General features: G+C 39.1%; 15 protein-coding genes and 1 other annotated feature. Of the genes, 14 read left to right on the forward strand and 1 reads right to left on the reverse strand.

The genetic code is table 11. The annotated features are described in order from the left end of the window. Positions 1–49: 49 nt before the first annotated feature. The 3 genes from VK91_RS14065 (at position 50) to pheT (ending at position 4,672) form a co-directional block, all read left to right on the forward strand. Positions 50–814, forward strand: a complete 765-nt coding sequence (locus VK91_RS14065) for an RNA methyltransferase (protein ID WP_048393656.1) — start codon at positions 50–52, stop codon at positions 812–814. Positions 815–1,204: 390 nt separating this feature from the next. Then, complete coding sequence (pheS, locus tag VK91_RS14070; protein WP_004226385.1) at positions 1,205–2,242, forward strand: phenylalanine--tRNA ligase subunit alpha; 1,038 nt, start codon at positions 1,205–1,207, stop codon at positions 2,240–2,242. A 12-nt stretch (positions 2,243–2,254) separates the two neighbouring features. Continuing rightward, on the forward strand, positions 2,255–4,672 hold the full coding sequence (gene pheT / locus VK91_RS14075; RefSeq protein WP_048393658.1) for a phenylalanine--tRNA ligase subunit beta: 2,418 nt from the start codon (positions 2,255–2,257) through the stop codon (positions 4,670–4,672). 182 nt (positions 4,673–4,854) lie between these two features. Here the strand turns inward: pheT and rnhC are convergent, their stop codons facing one another. Next, positions 4,855–5,778 carry a ribonuclease HIII gene (rnhC, locus tag VK91_RS14080; RefSeq protein WP_048393660.1) on the reverse strand — a complete coding sequence of 308 codons (924 nt, stop codon included), beginning with the start codon at positions 5,776–5,778 and terminating at the stop codon, positions 4,855–4,857. A gap of 135 nt (positions 5,779–5,913) precedes the next feature. Here rnhC and zapA point away from each other — a divergent pair, with 135 nt between their 5' ends. From zapA to VK91_RS14135, 11 genes are all read left to right on the forward strand, one after another. Continuing rightward, positions 5,914–6,174: a cell division protein ZapA gene (gene zapA, locus VK91_RS14085; protein WP_016991554.1), complete on the forward strand. Its 261-nt coding sequence runs from the start codon at positions 5,914–5,916 to the stop codon at positions 6,172–6,174. Positions 6,175–6,179: 5 nt separating this feature from the next. Beyond that, on the forward strand, positions 6,180–6,719 hold the full coding sequence (locus tag VK91_RS14090) for a CvpA family protein (protein ID WP_004226395.1): 540 nt from the start codon (positions 6,180–6,182) through the stop codon (positions 6,717–6,719). A 58-nt stretch (positions 6,720–6,777) separates the two neighbouring features. Next, positions 6,778–8,487 (forward strand): DNA polymerase/3'-5' exonuclease PolX, encoded by a 1,710-nt coding sequence (gene polX, locus VK91_RS14095; RefSeq protein WP_048393662.1) that lies wholly within the window; start codon positions 6,778–6,780, stop codon positions 8,485–8,487. 18 nt (positions 8,488–8,505) lie between these two features. Further along, on the forward strand, positions 8,506–10,872 hold the full coding sequence (locus VK91_RS14100) for an endonuclease MutS2 (protein ID WP_048393664.1): 2,367 nt from the start codon (positions 8,506–8,508) through the stop codon (positions 10,870–10,872). A 22-nt stretch (positions 10,873–10,894) separates the two neighbouring features. Next, entirely contained in the window at positions 10,895–11,308 is a 414-nt protein-coding gene (locus tag VK91_RS14105; RefSeq protein WP_008179180.1) for a DUF350 domain-containing protein, read from the forward strand. A 447-nt stretch (positions 11,309–11,755) separates the two neighbouring features. Then, positions 11,756–13,450 carry an AMP-binding protein gene (locus tag VK91_RS14110; protein ID WP_048393666.1) on the forward strand — a complete coding sequence of 565 codons (1,695 nt, stop codon included), beginning with the start codon at positions 11,756–11,758 and terminating at the stop codon, positions 13,448–13,450. Between the two features lie 137 nt (positions 13,451–13,587). Next, complete coding sequence (locus VK91_RS14115; protein WP_048393668.1) at positions 13,588–14,169, forward strand: TetR/AcrR family transcriptional regulator; 582 nt, start codon at positions 13,588–13,590, stop codon at positions 14,167–14,169. A gap of 14 nt (positions 14,170–14,183) precedes the next feature. Then, positions 14,184–14,957: an enoyl-CoA hydratase gene (locus VK91_RS14120; RefSeq protein WP_004226413.1), complete on the forward strand. Its 774-nt coding sequence runs from the start codon at positions 14,184–14,186 to the stop codon at positions 14,955–14,957. A gap of 114 nt (positions 14,958–15,071) precedes the next feature. Then, positions 15,072–15,845 (forward strand): electron transfer flavoprotein subunit beta/FixA family protein, encoded by a 774-nt coding sequence (locus VK91_RS14125; protein WP_004226415.1) that lies wholly within the window; start codon positions 15,072–15,074, stop codon positions 15,843–15,845. 47 nt (positions 15,846–15,892) lie between these two features. Continuing rightward, complete coding sequence (locus VK91_RS14130) at positions 15,893–16,870, forward strand: electron transfer flavoprotein subunit alpha/FixB family protein (protein WP_048393670.1); 978 nt, start codon at positions 15,893–15,895, stop codon at positions 16,868–16,870. A gap of 139 nt (positions 16,871–17,009) precedes the next feature. Next, positions 17,010–17,243, forward strand: a binding site (T-box leader). Positions 17,244–17,334: 91 nt separating this feature from the next. Continuing rightward, positions 17,335–18,651 (forward strand): amino acid permease, encoded by a 1,317-nt coding sequence (locus VK91_RS14135; protein ID WP_284705897.1) that lies wholly within the window; start codon positions 17,335–17,337, stop codon positions 18,649–18,651. The last annotated feature ends 29 nt before the right edge of the window (positions 18,652–18,680 follow it).

Genomic DNA, 18,680 nt, shown 5'->3' on the forward strand with positions numbered 1-18,680 from the left:
AGGGTATAATAGTGGTCAATATATAGGAAAAAGGCGGTAAGAGGTAGCGATGAAGAGAATTGAATCTACGCAAAATGCGTTAGTGAAATATTGGAAAAAGTTAGCGACAACAAGAAAAGAGCGTGAACGTTCGGGTGAATTCCTAGTAGAGGGCTTTCATCTTGTTGAAGAAGCATTAAAAAATAAAAACCAAGTATTACAAATTATAGTGCGTGAAGGTATCGATTTGCCAATGTTATGGCCAATCGATGATATAGCTATTGTAGAGGTATCGACTGCGGTAGCGAAGGAATTTGCGGAGACAGAAACTTCCCAAGGTGTTTTTGCTGTATGTAAACAGCCCGTCTTAGAGGATAATGTGATGACTACTTGGCGAAAAGTGTTATTAATTGATGCTGTCCAAGATCCTGGTAACATTGGAACAATGATTCGTACAGCAGATGCTGCAGGTTTAGATGCTGTAATTTTAGGAAAAGGCTGTGCCGATCTTTATAATCCTAAAACACTACGTGCTGCTCAAGGTTCGCATTTCCATATTCCGGTAGTGCGTGGAGATTTAGCAGAATGGATAGATATATTACAGGATCAAGGTGTACCAGTATTTGGTACTGCATTAGATGAGGAAGCGGTGCCGTATAGTGATATTCAGCATACGGGTGCATTTGCGATTATTATGGGGAATGAAGGAAGTGGCATTCAGCCTCAGTTATTAGCGATGACAGATCAAAATATGATCATTCCTCTTTTTGGACAGGCCGAATCATTAAACGTCGCAGTAGCAACAGGTATTGTTTTATATGGCTTTGCCAAATAATTAATTGCTCATTGTGGGATTGAGGCAGTTGTCTCTTGATTTGCTACAGTCCATTATTGTATAATTTATTCTAAAATGTATGTTTAAATAATAAATGCTTTGACCGGGAAGTAGTAAAGATTGTGAATGGACGACAGGGAGCGTAGGCCAGAGATTGAGAGCCAACGCCGTATCAATGCAGTTTTGAATTCAGCCCGCGAGCAGCTACCGGGACCAGTGTACTGCTGTAAAGGTAAGCCGGCTTTATCAAGTCGTTATGTCAATGAAGTGATTGTAAGGCTTTGCTTTGCAATAACTAGGGTGGTACCGCGAAAATGTCCTCGTCCCTTTTTAGGGGCGAGTTTTTTTATGCCTAAAAAGCAGGCATTTATTTTCTGAGGAGGTTTTAACATGGAAGAGCAATTAAAACAATTAGAGCAAGAAGCACTTGCTAAAATTGAAGCAGCTGCAAATTTAAAAGAATTGAATGAAGTACGTGTTGCGTATTTAGGAAAAAAAGGACCTATCACTGATTTACTAAAAGGGATGGGCAAATTATCAGCTGAAGAACGTCCGAAAATGGGTGCTTTAGTGAATAATGTTCGTGAAAATGTAACGGCAGTATTAGAAACAAAGATTACCGTGTTGGAAGAGGCAGCCATTGCTGAAAAATTAGCGAGTGAGTCGATTGATGTCACTTTACCAGGTCGTGAAATTAAAGTGGGGAACCGTCACCCTTTAACACGTGTCATTGAAGAAATTGAAGATTTATTTATTGGAATGGGCTATGAAATTGCTGAAGGTCCAGAAGTGGAGAAGGATTACTATAACTTTGAAGCACTAAATTTACCAAAAGGTCATCCAGCTCGTGATATGCAAGATTCGTTCTATATTTCCGAGGAAATATTATTACGTACCCATACTTCACCAGTACAGGCTCGTACGATGGAAGCCAAAAAAGGTGAATCGATTCGCATAATTTGTCCTGGTAAAGTATTCCGACGTGATAATGATGATGCAACACATTCACATCAGTTTATGCAAATTGAAGGTTTAGTCATTGGCGAAAATATTCGCATGAGTGACCTAAAAGGAACATTAGATACGTTAGCGAAAAAAATGTTTGGTGCAGACCGCGAAATTCGACTACGTCCGAGCTTCTTCCCATTTACTGAGCCATCAGTAGAGATGGATATCTCTTGTTTCAAATGTGGTGGAGCAGGCTGTAACGTATGTAAGGGCACTGGCTGGATTGAGATTCTAGGAGCAGGTATGGTGCATCCAAACGTATTAGAAATGGCTGGCTATGATCCAAAGAAAGTTTCTGGATTTGCATTTGGTATTGGTGCAGAACGTATTGCGATGTTGAAATATGGTGTTGACGATATTCGTCATTTCTATACAAGTGACACTCGCTTCTTATCACAATTCGAGCGAACAGAAGCGTAAGGGGGATAAAACATGTTAGTATCATTAGAATGGTTAAAAGATTATATCAATACGCAGGACTTAGCACCTGAGCTATTAGCAGAAAAAATTACACGCTCTGGGATCGAAGTAGATGCAGTAATTGATCGTGCTAATGCTATGGATAAAGTTGTAGTTGGTTATGTAGTTTCTAAGGAGAAACATCCAGAGGCTGATAAGTTAAATATTTGCCAAGTTGACGTTGGCGAAGCAGAGCCTCAACAAATAATTTGTGGTGCACCGAATGTTGATGCTGGTCAAAAAGTCATTGTTGCTCGTCCAGGTGCACATTTACCAGGTGGCATTAAAATCAAAAAAGCAAAACTTCGCGGTCATGAATCGAACGGAATGATTTGTTCCTTACAAGAGCTTGGAATCGAAGGAAAGCTTGTGCCTAAGGCATACTCAGAAGGTATCTTTGTCCTACCAGCAGATGCAGAAGTAGGCACAGATGCACTGGCTATATTGGGCCTACGTGATACAGTGTTAGAACTAGGACTAACACCAAACCGCTCAGATGCCCTTTCAATGCTAGGTGTAGCGTATGAAGTAGGTGCCATTCTTTCAGAGGAAATTAAATATCCAGAAATTTCCTATCAAACTGCTAGTGAAAAAGCACAGGATTACCTGAAGCTTCATGTAGAAGATTTACAAGCAAATCCTATGTATGTAGCAAAAGTTGTCAAAAACGTAAAAATCGGTGAATCACCAATGTGGCTACAAAATCGTCTAATGGCTGCGGGAGTACGTCCACACAATAATGTCGTAGATGTAACGAACTATGTATTAATGGAATATGGTCAACCTTTACATGCTTTTGACTATGATAGTCTAGCAACGGGTGAAATCGTTGTTCGTAAAGCAACAGAAGGTGAAAAAATTACAACATTAGATGACCAAGAACGTACATTAAAAGCTTCAGATTTAGTCATTACAAATGGCAAAGAGCCAGTAGCCATTGCTGGTGTAATGGGTGGTGCTAATTCAGAGGTAACAGATTCAACAACGACTGTTGTCATTGAGTCAGCCTATTTTGATGGTTTAACAGTGCGTCAAACGTCTCGTCATCTTGGCCTACGTTCAGATGCATCGGCTCGTTTCGAAAAAGGGGTAGACCCAAATCGTGTCTTACCAGCTGCTGAACGTGCTGCCGCTCTACTTGCTGAATTAGCAGGAGGCGAAGTATTAGAAGGTACATGTTTAGTAGATGAGTTAGATAAAACACCAGCGCGAGTAGTCGTTTCCCCAGATTTTATTAATGAACGTTTAGGTATGAAGATTGCATTAGAAGATATGCTTTCTATTTTAGAGCGTTTAAAATTTGGTGTAGAGGCAGCAAATGGTTTATTAATTATTGATGCACCAACACGTCGCCAAGATATTAAAATTGAAGAGGATATCGTGGAGGAAATTGCTCGTCTTTATGGTTATGATGAAATCCCAATGACATTACCAGAGGGTGCAACACAAGTAGGTAATTTATCACCTTACCAAGCAAATCGACGTGTTGTTCGTCATTACATGGAAGGGGCTGGCCTATATCAAGCGGTAACTTATTCGTTAACGTCGGATGCATTGTCACAACGTTTTGCTTTGAAAGCAGAGCCGGTAACTCGCTTGCTTATGCCAATGAGTGAGGAGCGTTCTACATTACGTCAAAGCCTTATTCCACATTTAATCGAAGCGGCGGCTTATAATGTTGCACGTCAAGCTGAAGGCGTGGCTTTATATGAAATTGGCTCCGTGTTCCTTGGTCAATCAGATGAGGGGCAACCATATGAGGAAGAGCATGTGGCAGCAGTACTAACTGGCAAATGGCTAGACCATGCTTGGCAAGGTGAGAAAAAAGCTGTAGATTTCTTTGTGCTAAAAGGTATCATCGAAGGTGTCATTGGCAAACTTGGCTTAGCAAATCGCATGACATTTGTGAAATCACAAGTGGATGGCTTACATCCAGGTCGTACGGCTAGCATTTTATTGGATGGCAAGCAAGTCGGCATCATTGGTGGACTTCACCCAGCAGAGCAAAAAGCATGGGGTGTAAAAGACACGTATGTAATGGAAATGAATTTAGTGGCGCTATTAAGTGCAACGGCACAAGAAGCACCACTTGCCTATACACCAGTACCTCGTTTCCCAGCTATGTCTCGCGATATCGCTCTTATAATGGACCGTACAACAACAGCGGGCGAAGTAATGGAAGCTATTGATGCAGCGGGTGTGAAACTATTAAAAGATATCCGCGTATTCGATGTTTACGAAGGGGAGAAAATGGAAGCAGGTAAAAAATCGGTTGCCTTCTCACTCACATACTTTGATCCAGAACGTACTTTAACAGACGAAGAAGTAGTGGCCGCACATAACAAAGTGTTAAAAGCCATTGCTACGATTGCAGGCACAGAAGTACGCTAATATATGAAAAAAGACTGTCTTACGAGGCAGTCTTTTTTTGTTTGAGAATGGTGAAGATGATGATCCAAAAGGTGAAGAATGAATGATCCAAAAAATGAGGAAAGCGCTCAAAAAGGTTCCTAATGCGTCTCACGCTCATCAGGAACCCCAAAAAAGCTTTTTTAAGCAACCAATAGTATGATTTACTTCATCTTCCGTGCTTTATCAGTGTTGGCGAAATGCCATTTTGTGATGGAGCGTAGAAATTCTTCGCCCTGATTACGCCAGATTCGGGCTGCTTGCACATCTACCTTGTTAGAGGCGCCCTTCATTAATGTAAGCCCTGTAATGTCACTCAAACGGTCCATTTCCTTTAAAAAGGCAGCACGAGCTAAAATAGATGCTGTAGCCACAGCTACATGTAATTGTTCTGCTTTAGTAGAAAAGTAGACATTCTCTTGTACAAGTTCACGTTCATTTTTTAAATAATTGTAATAGACACCACGTTCAGCAAACTGGTCGATTAAGATAAATTCAGGTTTTTCAGGTGCCATTTTTGATAGTGTGTTTTGTAGTGCCTTGTTATGCATCATGGCTTTCATTTTACCTTGGGAATAGCCTTTCGCTTGTAAGTTGTTATATTTCTCGTTGCGTAAGACGAGAACACTATGGACACAGGCTGCACGCAAATCAGGTGCAATTTTCCTCATATAGTCATCTGTTAGCATTTTTGAATCTTTTACGCCAAGCTCATTCATGAGTTCGATTTTGGAAGTAGGTACATATACTGCTGCTACAGTGATTGGACCAAAATAATCACCTGTGCCTGTTTCGTCTGAGCCTAAGACAGACATGGTTGCGAAATTGTTAGGCAGTACATCCCCTTTTGCCCCGATAGTGGAGAGTGGAGTACCAGTTTTTTCAACAGTTCCCCAACGTGCTGCCTCACGTTCAGCACCGCCCCCCTGAAACATTAATTTGCCTGATTTATACATAGTTATGGCTGTATCTGGTAGTTTTGCCGCAAAAATGACTCCCGGAGCCTTTCGTTCTATAAAGTGCGATGCATAGTAAGCCATCACCTCTTTTTGAATATTTGTTGAAATGGAAAGCACAATATTTGCCATTTAATCGTTCCTTTCTGTCCTCGTTGTTCACAATTTTATACCTTTCATGGTATGATAATAAATAGCTTTTTTGTGTGATGGTGCTCACAAGCCTCTAAAATCGTGTGTGCATCGAATTTATAGGAGGGTGCGACTATGGAAAAACAAGAAAAGAATAAAATTTCTGTTGAAATATATGGTCATACATATAAAATGGTCGGCTCTGAATCCATTGGCCATATGCGACTTGTTGCTTCGATTGTTGATGACCGTATGCGCGAGATGAACGTACATAATCCCTCACTTGATAGCACAAAACTTGCTGTTCTGACAGCAGTAAATACAGTTCATGATTATTTACTATTAAAAGAACGAATGGAGCAATTAGAAGAAGAATTGAAAAAGTTAAAGGGTTGAAGAGAATGTTAGATTTAATCATATTAGTGGTACTGTTAGCTGGTATAGGCGTCGGTGCAAAACGAGGTTTTATTGTACAGATGATGCATATTGTCAGCTTTGTAGTAGCCCTAATTGTTGCGTATATTTATTATAAGCCATTAGCACAAAAATTTGTATTTTGGGTTCCGTATCCAGGTGTCACTGACACAGGTAGCCTTGGCGTTGTCATTGATAGTCTAGATTTAGACCGCACCTTTTATCGGGTAATTGCCTTTGCTGTTATTTTCTTTGCAGTAAAAATAACGTTGCAAATCGTGGCATCGATATTTGACTTTATCGCGTATTTGCCGGTGCTAAATACAGTGAATCGTTGGCTTGGGGCGTTACTTGGCATGATTGAAAACTATTTAATTATGTTTATTTTGCTATATGTGTGCGCCTTATTACCAGTAGATGCCATACAAAATTTAATGTCGAAGTCATTGTTAAGTGGTCTTATGTTGGAGCATACACCAATTATTACAAAGATGTTCCAAAACTGGTGGTATATTTATATGCAATAGTAACTGTGCACTTCTCTCTGTCTTGAGGGAAGTGTTTTTACGATAGGAGGAATTACCAATGAATAAAAAAACAATTATTCGCACACTCGAAAAAATTGCTTTATATATGGAACTACAGGGAGAAAATCCATTCAAGGTATCAGCCTTTCGAAAGGCTGCAGCAGCACTAGAGGGGGACGAGCGTTCATTAAGCGAAATGGATGATGTAACAAAACTCAAAGGTATTGGCAAGGGTACTGCGGCTGTAATAGAGGACTTAATGTTAACAGGTGAATCGAATTTGTTAAAGGAGTTAGAAGAGGTTGTACCTAAAGGGTTACTGCCATTGCTAAAATTACCTGGCTTGGGAGGAAAAAAAATTGCGAAACTACACCAAGAGCTTGGTATTGACTCTGCAGAAAGCTTGAAGGCAGCTTGTGAGGCAGGAAAAGTACGTGAATTAGCTGGATTTGCTGTAAAAACTGAGGAGAAGATTTTAAAGGAGCTAGCCAATTTAGCAAATCGTTCAGAACGACTACCAATTTGGCAGCTTGAGCCTGTGGTTTTACAAATTGAGGCGCTTCTAGGTAGTATGAAGGAAGTAGAACGGTTTTCAGTTGCTGGGAGTTTCCGTCGAGCATTAGAAACTAGCAAAGATATTGATTTTATTGTTGTGACAGAAGCAGTTGAGGAAGTACGCGAAAACTTGTTAAATAGCTTGGCCATTCAAGAAGTCGTGGCGGCAGGGGATACAAAAATTTCGGTGATTTTAGACTTAGATGAACCAGTTAGCGTTGATTTCCGTTTAGTGAAAGACAATGAATATGCGACTGCGTTGCATCATTTCACAGGTTCAAAAGATCATAATGTTCGTATGCGGCAAATTGCCAAAGCCCGTGGTGAAAAAATAAGTGAATATGGTGTCGAACAGGAAGATGGTACCGTTTTGACGTTCCAAGACGAGGCAGCATTTTTCGCTCATTTTGATCTACCTTGGATTCCACCTAGCTTACGGACAGGAACAGCAGAATTTGACAAAACAAACATAATTCAAAACTTAGTTCGACTAGAGGATATTAAAGCTGATTTGCATATGCATACAACATGGTCAGATGGTGCATACTCTGTTGCAGAAATGGGCGAGGCGTTACTAGCACGGGGCTATCAATATAGCGTTATTACAGACCATTCGCAATTCCTAAAAGTAGCAAATGGATTAACACCGGAGCGTTTAGAAAAGCAACGTGTAGAAATTGAGGCATTTAATGCAGCACATCCAGATTTTCATTTATTTAAAGGGACGGAGATGGATATTTTACCAGACGGCTCACTTGATTTCGAAGATCAGGTGTTAAAAGAGCTCGATTTTGTTATTGCTTCCATTCATTCTAGTTTTACACAATCACAAGATAAAATTATGGCACGTTTACTAACAGCTATGCAAAATCCCTATGTTCATATGATTGCCCATCCGACTGGTCGAATTATTGAAGATCGCGATGGTTATAATCCTGATATGAAACAGTTAATTGCCTGGGCAAAGGAATATGGTAAAATTTTAGAGTTAAATGCAAATCCGTATCGTCTCGATTTATGTGTAGAACATTTAGAAATGGCATGCGCTGCAGGTGTACCAGTAGCCATCAACACAGATGCGCATGATATTGCACATTTACGTTTTATGGATATTGGGGTTCGCTATGCAAATAGAGCATGGTTACCGAAAGATATGATTGTGAATACATGGACGCGTGAACAGTTTGAAGCGTTCATACAACGAAATAAATAGGCTGAGGAGGTGTTCTCAGTGATTGCTGAACGCGCATTGAAAACACTAGAATACGATAAAGTTAGGCAACAAGTGGCTTCCTATTGTACTTCCTCCATTGGTAAATCTGCCATTGAGGAGCTTGTGCCACAAACAGATTTTGATAAAGTAGTACAATTATTAGAGGAAATGGATGAGGGACTTTCCATTTTGCGTGTGAAGGGCAATGTACCAATGGGCGGAATTTTTGATGTCCGTCCCTCTGCCAGACGTGCTCAAATAGGAGGCATGTTAGCAGCAGTAGAACTAATGGAAATTTCAAGCACGATTCGAGCAAGCCGAATTCTACGTAATTTTATTGAAGATTTAGAAGCCGATGAAGTGATTGATATTCCCCATTTCATCTCCAAAAAGGAAGCAATGCCTGTCCTAACAGGATTGCAACATGAAATTAATAACTGTATTGACGACAATGGAGCTGTCTTAGATTCTGCTAGTCAAACATTGCGCTCTATTCGCCAATCTTTGCGTGCTGAAGAAGGGAAAGTCCGCTCTAAGCTGGAAAGTTTAATTCGGGGAAGTAATGCAGCGAAAATGCTTTCTGATACACTTGTGACAATTCGTAATGATCGCTTTGTTATTCCCGTAAAGCAGGAATATCGTCACCACTATGGTGGGATTGTCCATGACCAATCTTCTTCTGGTCAAACCTTATTTATTGAGCCAGATTCTGTTGTCCAAGCAAACAATGAAATTCATCGCTTGAAAATGAAAGAGCAGGCAGAAATTGAACGTATTTTACTAGCATTAAGTGCAATGGTGCAAGAAGTAGCATCAGATTTATTTAACTTAGTGAAGGTATTAGGCGATATCGATGTCATTTTAGCAAAGGGCAAATATGGCCAAGCCAATAAATGTACAATGCCTAAAATGAATCAGGATGGCTATATCCGACTAATACGTGCACGTCATCCACTACTACCAATAGAATCAGCTATTCCAAATGATATTGAATTTGGTAAAGACATTACAGCTATTGTCATTACAGGTCCTAATACAGGTGGTAAAACGGTGACATTAAAAACGGTTGGTCTGTGTACATTAATGGCACAAGCTGGATTACCAGTGCCAGCATTAGATGGCTCAGAACTTGCTGTATTTGAGCAATTATTTGCCGATATTGGTGATGAGCAATCAATTGAGCAGTCACTTTCTACGTTCTCGTCCCATATGGTTAATATTGTTGACATCCTACAAAAATTTGATCACGAATCACTTGTTCTTTTTGATGAGTTAGGGGCAGGTACTGACCCACAGGAAGGGGCAGCCTTAGCCATCTCAATCTTAGACGAAGTACATGGGCGCGGTGCTCGTGTAATGGCTACAACTCACTATCCTGAGCTAAAAGCTTATGGCTATAATCGACCAGGTGTAGCCAATGCCAGTGTAGAATTTGATATTGAAACTTTGAGCCCGACCTACCGTCTACTTATCGGTGTACCTGGGCGCTCAAATGCATTTGAAATTTCCAGTCGTCTTGGTTTACCTGAATCCATTATTGATCGTGCTAAAGGCTTTACTGGAACCGATCGACATGAGGTTGAATCGATGATTGCTTCATTGGAAGAAACACGTCGCCAATCTGAAGATGATGCAGAGCGTTCGCATGCATTGCTATTAGAATCAGAAACATTACGTAAAGAGCTTCAAGATAAATTGCAAGCCTATGAGGAGCGTAAAGAGGCGCTTGATAAGAAGGCGAAGGAAAAGGCGCGTAAAATTGTTGATGAAGCAAAACGTGAAGCAGAAGCGATTATTGCAGAGCTTCGAGAAATGCGTAAAAATGCTGATCAAGTTGTCAAGGAGCATGAATTGATTGAAGCACGTAAACGCTTGGAAGAAGCAACACCACTTGAAGACAATAAAGTGCTAAAAAAGGCGGCACAAGTCAAAGCTCGTGCACAAAACTTAGTTGTCGGAGACGAGGTAAAGGTGTTAAGCTATGGTCAACGAGGTACTTTGTTAGAAAAGGTGTCGAATACCGAATGGGTTGTCCAAATGGGGATTTTAAAAATGAAAATCTCAGATAGTGATTTGGAATATATTAAACCTGAAAAAGAGCCTGTATTACGAACAGCTGGTGTGAAAAATCGAAATAGTCATGTGAAACTAGAATTAGATTTACGTGGTGAACGCTATGAGGATGCAATCGTAAGAACAGAGAAATATATTGATGATGCATTACTCTCTAATTATGGTCGTGTGTCCATTATTCATGGAGTTGGTACAGGGGCTTTACGTCAAGGTATTCAAAGCTATTTGAAAAAGCATAAGCGCGTAAAATCCTTCCGTTTTGGTGAAGCCGGTGAAGGGGGCTTAGGCGTCACAGTTGTTGAATTGAAATAAGCTATAAAGGGGACGGAGAAAAATGCTGAATTCTGGCTTTTGGCGATATCCAATTATCGAAACGGCAGGATATTTTAGTGTTGTAGTATTATGTTTAGTCGTCTCGATGGCATTGTTCGAAGTCGTTACGAAATATAAAAATTGGGAAGAAATTAAAAAAGGTAATGTCGCTGTGGCTCTTGCAACAGGTGGAAAAATACTAGGGATTTGTAATATCTTCCGCTTTTCCATTGCACGTCATAGTACATTAAGTGAAATGATCGGTTGGGGCCTTTTTGGCTTTACATTATTGATTGTAGCGTATTTCTTATTTGAATTTATGACACCTCGTTTTAACGTTGATCAAGAGATTGCCAATGATAATCGCTCAGTTGGTTTCATTTCCTTTACCATTTCAGTCGGTCTTTCGTTTGTAATTGGGGCAAGTATTGCATAGGAGTGTCATGACATGGAAAAATTAGCAAAAGTACTAATCGTTGTCTGTATTGCATTTTTGGCAGTAGGTGTCTACTATATGTTAACGATTTAAATAAAAAACGCATTCTCTTTATGAGGATGCGTTTTTTGTTAATTGTACATAGCATAAATTTCTACTACAACCTATTAACTTTCTTTCATATAACTCTATTAAAGGGTAGAAAAATTATTTTTATAATATAGGAATATGCTCATTATTTTTTTATGGAGTGACTCAAGAATGAACGAGCATTCATAAGGTGTATTCAAATAAATCCCGATAAATACCAATCATATTAATGTTGTTAATTGCATAATAATTAATCGAAAATGCATTTATTTTCTATTTTCTGTTTGAAACTGTATTTCTTTTTCATTATAATAAATATAAGAATTGACAAAGTTTGGGACAAAGGGGAGAGGACGTATGACAGCAAAACCATGGCTAGCAAATTATCCTGAAGAAGTACCATCGTCTTTAACGTTTGAGGAAATTCCAGTGCAAGAGTTTTTGACACGTGCCTATAAAAAGAATCCATCCAAAGTAGCGATTCATTTTATGGGAAAGGATTTGACGTACACCGAGCTATATGAGTCAGCTTTAAGGTTCGCAAACTATTTACAAGCACTAGGTGTGGAAAAGGGAGATCGAGTAGCAATTATGCTGCCTAACACGCCACAAAGTGTAATCGCTTACTATGGTGCCATGTATGCAGGTGCTGTTGTAGTACAAACAAATCCACTTTATACTGAACGTGAGCTTCAATATCAAATGGCTGATTCAGGAGCAAAGGTTATTCTCGTAATGGATATTTTATATCCGAGAGTCATGAAAATTATGAAAGAGACAGCTCTTGAAAATGTCATTGTGACAGCTATTAAAGATTATTTACCATTCCCAAAAAATTTAGTCTATCCATTTATTCAAAAAAAGCAGTATGGCTTTAGTGTCAAGGTTGAACATAGCGGCCAAAATCATCTGTTTTCAGAAATAATGCGTTCAGCACCAATTAAGATAATTGACAATATGCCATTTGATTTTGAAGAAGACCTAGCACTCCTTCAATATACGGGTGGGACAACAGGTTTCCCAAAAGGCGTTATGCTGACCCATAAAAATTTAATTGCCAATACGACAATGTGTGATGCTTGGATGTATAAATGTGTTCATGGTGAAGAAACCATTATGGGCATTCTACCATTCTTCCACGTCTATGGCATGACAACTGTTATGCTTTTATCTGTATTTACTCAAAATAGAATGGTGCTTTTACCGAAGTTTGATGCTGAAACGGCATTAAAGACGATTGATAAACAAAAACCAACACTGTTCCCCGGCGCACCAACCTTATACATCGGCCTTTTAAATCACCCAGACATTGCGAATTATGATTTATCATCCATTAAGGCATGCCTAAGTGGCTCTGCTTCATTGCCGATTGAAGTGCAAGAGAAGTTTGAGGCAGTGACTGGTGGAAAGCTAGTAGAAGGATATGGGTTAACAGAAACCTCACCTGTAACACATGCTACGCCAATTTGGGGGAAGCGGGTGATTGGCTCGATTGGTTTACCTTGGCCAAATACAGAAGCGGTTATTTTACGTACAGGTGATACAGAAGAGCTACCTATTGGTGAAGTTGGTGAAATTGCTGTTAAAGGACCACAAGTAATGAAGGGCTACTGGAACCGTCCAGAGGATACAGCTGCGACATTTGCTGATGGTTGGTTTTTAACAGGTGATCTTGGTTATATGGATGAGCAAGGCTTCTTCTATGTAGTAGATCGTAAAAAAGATTTAATAATAGCAGGCGGCTTTAATATTTATCCACGTGAAGTAGAAGAAGTGTTATATGAACGTGAAGAGATCCAAGAGTGCGTAGTAGCAGGCATACCTGATCCGTATCGTGGTGAAACAGTTAAAGCTTATATTGTATTAAAAGAAGGATATTCGATTACTGAGGACGAATTAAATAAATATTGCCGTCAGCATCTAGCAGCTTTTAAAGTTCCGCGTTATTATGAATTTAGAGAAGAGCTGCCAAAAACAGCTGTAGGAAAAATTTTGCGTCGTACGTTAGTTGAAGAAGAAAAAACAAAATTAGCGAATAAAGAAGCGAAATAAATACGTGTGAAAGTATTGACAAGCAATGCTGTAAAATATAATATGAAAATATGAATGAATGACCATTCATATTTTCATATTTTTTTAGGTTTACACGTCATATGACGTGCGCATGTTTTTTAGGTGGTGATATAAAAGTGAAACGAGATAAGCCAAAATATAAACAAATTATTGATGCAGCTGTCATCGTTATTGCGGAAAATGGGTATCACCAAGCGCAAGTATCGAAAATCGCCAAACAGGCAGGGGTGGCCGATGGAACAATCTATTTATATTTTAAAAATAAAGAAGATATATTAATTTCTGTCTTTAATGAAAAAATGGCTGTTTTTGTAGAGGCATTACAAGATATAATAGAAAAGGGGAGTACGTCTAAAGACAAACTTTCACGAATGATTGAAAATCATTTTAATGTTCTAGCGACAGATCGATACCTAGCAACTGTCACACAATTAGAGCTTCGCCAGTCAAACAAAGACTTACGATTAAAAATTAATTCCGTATTGCGCGAGTATTTACAGCTACTTGATCAAATTTTAATCGAGGGTATGCTTACAGGTGAGTTCAATCAGACGATGGATGTACGCTTGGCTCGACAAATGGTTTTTGGAACAATTGATGAAACTATTACGTCGTGGGTTATGAATGACTATCGATATGATTTGATGGAACAGGTTCCAAAGGTTCAGGCATTAATCCTGAACGGCATTAAAGCTTAAAAGGATGTGGAGAAATGGAATTTCTAAGTTGGAAAGTAGAAGATGGAGTAGCGATTATTACAATTGCACGTCCACCAGCAAATGCATTATCTCGCGGTATTATTGCAGAAGTTAACGCTGTGCTTGATGCTGTAGAACACGATGATGCTGTAAGAGTCCTTGTACTTCATGGTGAAGGCCGTTTCTTCTCTGCAGGGGCAGATATTAAAGAATTTATTGGGGTAGAATCTGGTGAGGAATTTACAAAGCTAGCTAGCAACGGGCAGCAGGTTTTTGAGCGTGTTGAATCGTTTTCTAAGCCTGTAATTGCAGCCATCCATGGTGCGGCATTAGGCGGAGGGCTTGAGTTAGCAATGAGCTGTCATATGCGATTTGTCACTGAATCAGCAAAATTAGGTTTACCTGAATTACAATTAGGGCTTATTCCTGGTTTTGGTGGTACACAGCGCTTACCACGCTATGTTGGAGTAGCAAAGGCTGCTGAAATGATGTTTACAAGTGAACCAATCTCTGGTAATGAAGCTGTTCAGTGGGGCTTAGCAAACCGTTCATTCTCAGACGAAGCATTGCTAGAAGAAACGTTAAAGATTGCTAAGAGCATTGCTAAGAAAAGCCCAATTGCTTTAAAAGCAGCTATTCAAACATTGCAATATGCAAAGCATGCATCATTCTATGAAGGCATTGAAGCAGAGGCTAAATCCTTTGGGACAGTATTTGTCACAGAAGATGCCAAAGAAGGAATTCAAGCATTCATTGAAAAGCGTGAGCCTGTGTTTACTGGCAAATAATTTTCCAAATGTCGATAGCAACGTTCAGTATGTTATCGGCGTTATCGAAACTGAAAATATATAATATTTATAAGTTTACTTAGAATTATAAAACGTTCCAGGAGGTATGGATATATGAACATTTTTGCATTAATTAAACGTACATTTGATACAGAAGAAAAAATCGTTGTGTCGGGTGGTAAAATCCAAGAGGACGGCGCAGAATTCATTATCAACCCTTATGATGAATATGCCATTGAAGAGGCAATCCAAGTTCGCGATGCTGCTGGTGGTAAGGTAACAGTGGTGACAATTGGTGGCGAGGATGCAGAGAAGCAATTACGTACAGCACTTGCTATGGGAGCAGACGAAGCAGTGCTTATTAATACAGAAGATGATTTAGATGAGCTGGACCAACATGCAGCAGCTTATCTACTAGCAGAATACTTAAAAGATAAAGATGCAGATTTAATTTTAACAGGAAATGTTGCGATTGATGGTGGTTCAGGGCAAGTTGGTCCACGTGTTGCTGATTTATTGGATATGAATTATGTAACTACGATTACAAAACTTGAAATTGACGGAACATCTGCGAAAATTGTTCGCGATATCGAAGGGGATTCAGAGGTAATTGAAACTTCTTTACCGTTATTAGTAACTGCTCAGCAAGGTTTAAATGAGCCTCGTTACCCATCTCTACCAGGTATTATGAAAGCGAAAAAGAAACCGCTTGCAGAGCTTGAGTTAGATGATTTAGATATCGATGAAGATGATGTAGAAGTGAAGATTGAAACAGTAGACATCTTCTTACCAGCTCAAAAAGCAGCAGGCCGTATTTTAGAAGGCGACCTTTCTGCACAAGCAAAAGAACTGGTAAATCTACTTCACACGGAAGCAAAAGTTGTTTAATTACTTGATGTCAATCGAATCTTAAAGGGTAACGGAGGGAATATGCTATGTCAAAAAAAGTATTAGTATTAAGTGAAGTTCGTGAAGGAAGCTTACGTAATGTTTCTTTCGAAGCAATTGCAGCTGCAAAACAAATCGCTGATGGTGGCGAAGTTGTTGGGGTACTTTTAGGGGATGCTGTAGCAGGTTTAACAGGTCCATTATTTGAATATGGTGCTGATCGAGTAGTAACAGTGGAACACCCGCATTTAAAACAATATACATCTGATGGCTATAGTCAAGCACTATTAGCTATTATCGAGCAAGAACAACCAGCAGGTATTGTCTTTGGTCATACAGCAAATGGGAAAGATTTATCGCCAAAAATTGCAAGCAAATTGCAAGCAGGTCTAGTATCTGATGTCACTGCTATTGAAGGTGCAGGCGATGATGTGGTATTCATCCGACCAATTTACTCTGGTAAAGCCTTTGAAAAAGTAAAAGTTAAAGAAGGCGTTGTCTTAGCTTCTATTCGTCCTAATAACATTACACCTTTAGAAAAAGCAGAAGGTAAAACAGGTGATGTGTCTGCCATCTCTGTAGAGATTACAAATCTGCGCACAATTATTAAAGAAGTTGTTCGTAAATCTTCAGAAGGTGTAGATCTTTCAGAAGCGAAAGTAGTTGTTGCAGGTGGTCGTGGCGTGAAGTCAGAAGAAGGCTTCGAGCCATTAAAAGAGCTAGCTGATTTACTAGGCGGTGCAGTAGGTGCATCACGTGGTGCATGTGACGCTGAATACTGTGATTACTCGCTTCAAATCGGACAAACAGGTAAGGTTGTAACACCAGATCTTTATATTGCAGCAGGTATTTCGGGCGCAATTCAGCATTTAGCTGGAATGTCCAATTCAAAAGTCATTGTTGCTATCAATAAAGATCCTGAAGCAAATATTTTCAAAGTAGCGGATTATGGTATCGTAGGAGATTTATTTGAAGTTATTCCGCTTCTAATTGAAGAATTTAAAGCATTAAAAGTGAACGCATAATACAGATGCAGGAAGGGATAACCCTTCCTGCTTTTTTATATTGCTTTCCATTTTAAAAAGTACTATTTGAAAATTATTGCAAAATAAAATATTGACATAATTAACGATAGACATTATAGTGATGGATACATTAATGATTTGAAACGCAAAGATTAGGAGTAGTAAAAGCTCGTTATTCGGTGAAGAGAGCTGCGGGTTGGTGCAACGCAGACCAATAAGACTTTGAACTTGCCTAGGAGTGGTAACACAAATAGAATTATCAGATTATTCTATTTGTTTGACGGTTAACCTTCGTTACAAGGTTTTTTAAGCTGGGTTCTCAAGAGCCAATTAGAGTGGTACCGCGGTTTGCTGATAGCATATCGTCTCTTCTTTCATTTGATGATGAAGGAATAGATGGTATGCTTTTTTGATATTTAGGAGGTAAGAAAGTGGAAAAAAACAAGCAACAATTAACAAGAACAATGACCTCGCGTCATATCACGATGATGGCGTTAGGTGGTGCCATTGGCGCGGGATTATTTAAAGGAAGTAGTGCAGCCATTGATATGGCAGGACCATCTGTGCTGATTGCGTATTTAATCGGCGGCATTATTTTATTATTTGTTATGCAAGGCTTAGCAGAAATGGCCGTGCGTAATAAAGAAGCAAGAACCTTTAGAGATTTAGTGCAATCCGTGTTAGGTAAATACCCTGCGTATTTCCTAGATTGGATCTACTGGAAAATGTGGGTTTTAAATATTGCAGCAGAGTCTGTCGTGGCTGCTATCTTTATTCAATATTGGTTACCAGAATATCCAATTTGGATACTGGCACTATCTGTTTCTGTGTTAGTAACAGCGATTAATTTATTATCCGTAAAAATCTTTGCAGAAACAGAATATTGGCTAGCATTAATCAAAATTACTGTTATTATTGTCTTTATCATTGCAGGACTTATTTTATTGCTTGTGACGTTTGGAAATCATAGTGCTGTTGGTTTTGCTAACTTAACGGAGCATGGTGGGTTTTTCCCTAATGGCTCGACGGGATTAATTGCTGCAATGCTTGTAGTTATCTACTCCTATGGTGGGACAGAAATCATTGGGATTACATTAGCTGAAACGAAAAATCCGGAAAAAGTAGTGCCAAAAGCTGTTCGCAGTACATTAGTACGTATTGTTACTTTTTATTTACTGCCATTCTTTATTATCGTAAGCTTGATTCCTTGGAATGAAGTAAATGGGGTTCCTGAAAGCCCCTTTGTCATGGTTTTTAAAATGGTTGGTATTCCAGGGGCAGACCATATTATGAACGCTGTTGTTTTACTTGCCATTATTTCATCAATGAATTCAGGACTGTATGGTTCATCACGCGTACTATATACACAGGCTGTAGATGGACGTGTGCCTAAAATCTTTGCTTATTTATCGAAACGAAAAGTACCAGTATATGCTATTTTAATGTGTACTTTAGCGATGTATTTAGGGGTCATTTTATCTTTATATGCGGGAAGCAAAACATTTGATTTTCTAATGGGATCACTTGGTTATACTGTGTTATTTATTTGGTTAATTATTGCGATTGCACATTTAAAATCACGTAAAAAACAAGCAGAACACACAAGTGCCTATGAAGTAAAATGGTTCCCTTATACGACTTGGATAGCTATATTGGCGTTAAGTGCGATTCTCATCGGAATTATTTTCACCACATCTATTATTGTGACAGGCATTACGTTAGCTATTTACCTTTTTATTACGTTAACCTATGTATTGAAGGGTCGTTATCAAGTCAATTAATGACTGTGTATTGATTTTTCGACACAGAT

Source organism: Lysinibacillus sp. LK3 (assembly GCF_001043675.1).
Taxonomy (GTDB): Bacteria; Bacillota; Bacilli; order Bacillales_A; family Planococcaceae; genus Lysinibacillus; species Lysinibacillus capsici.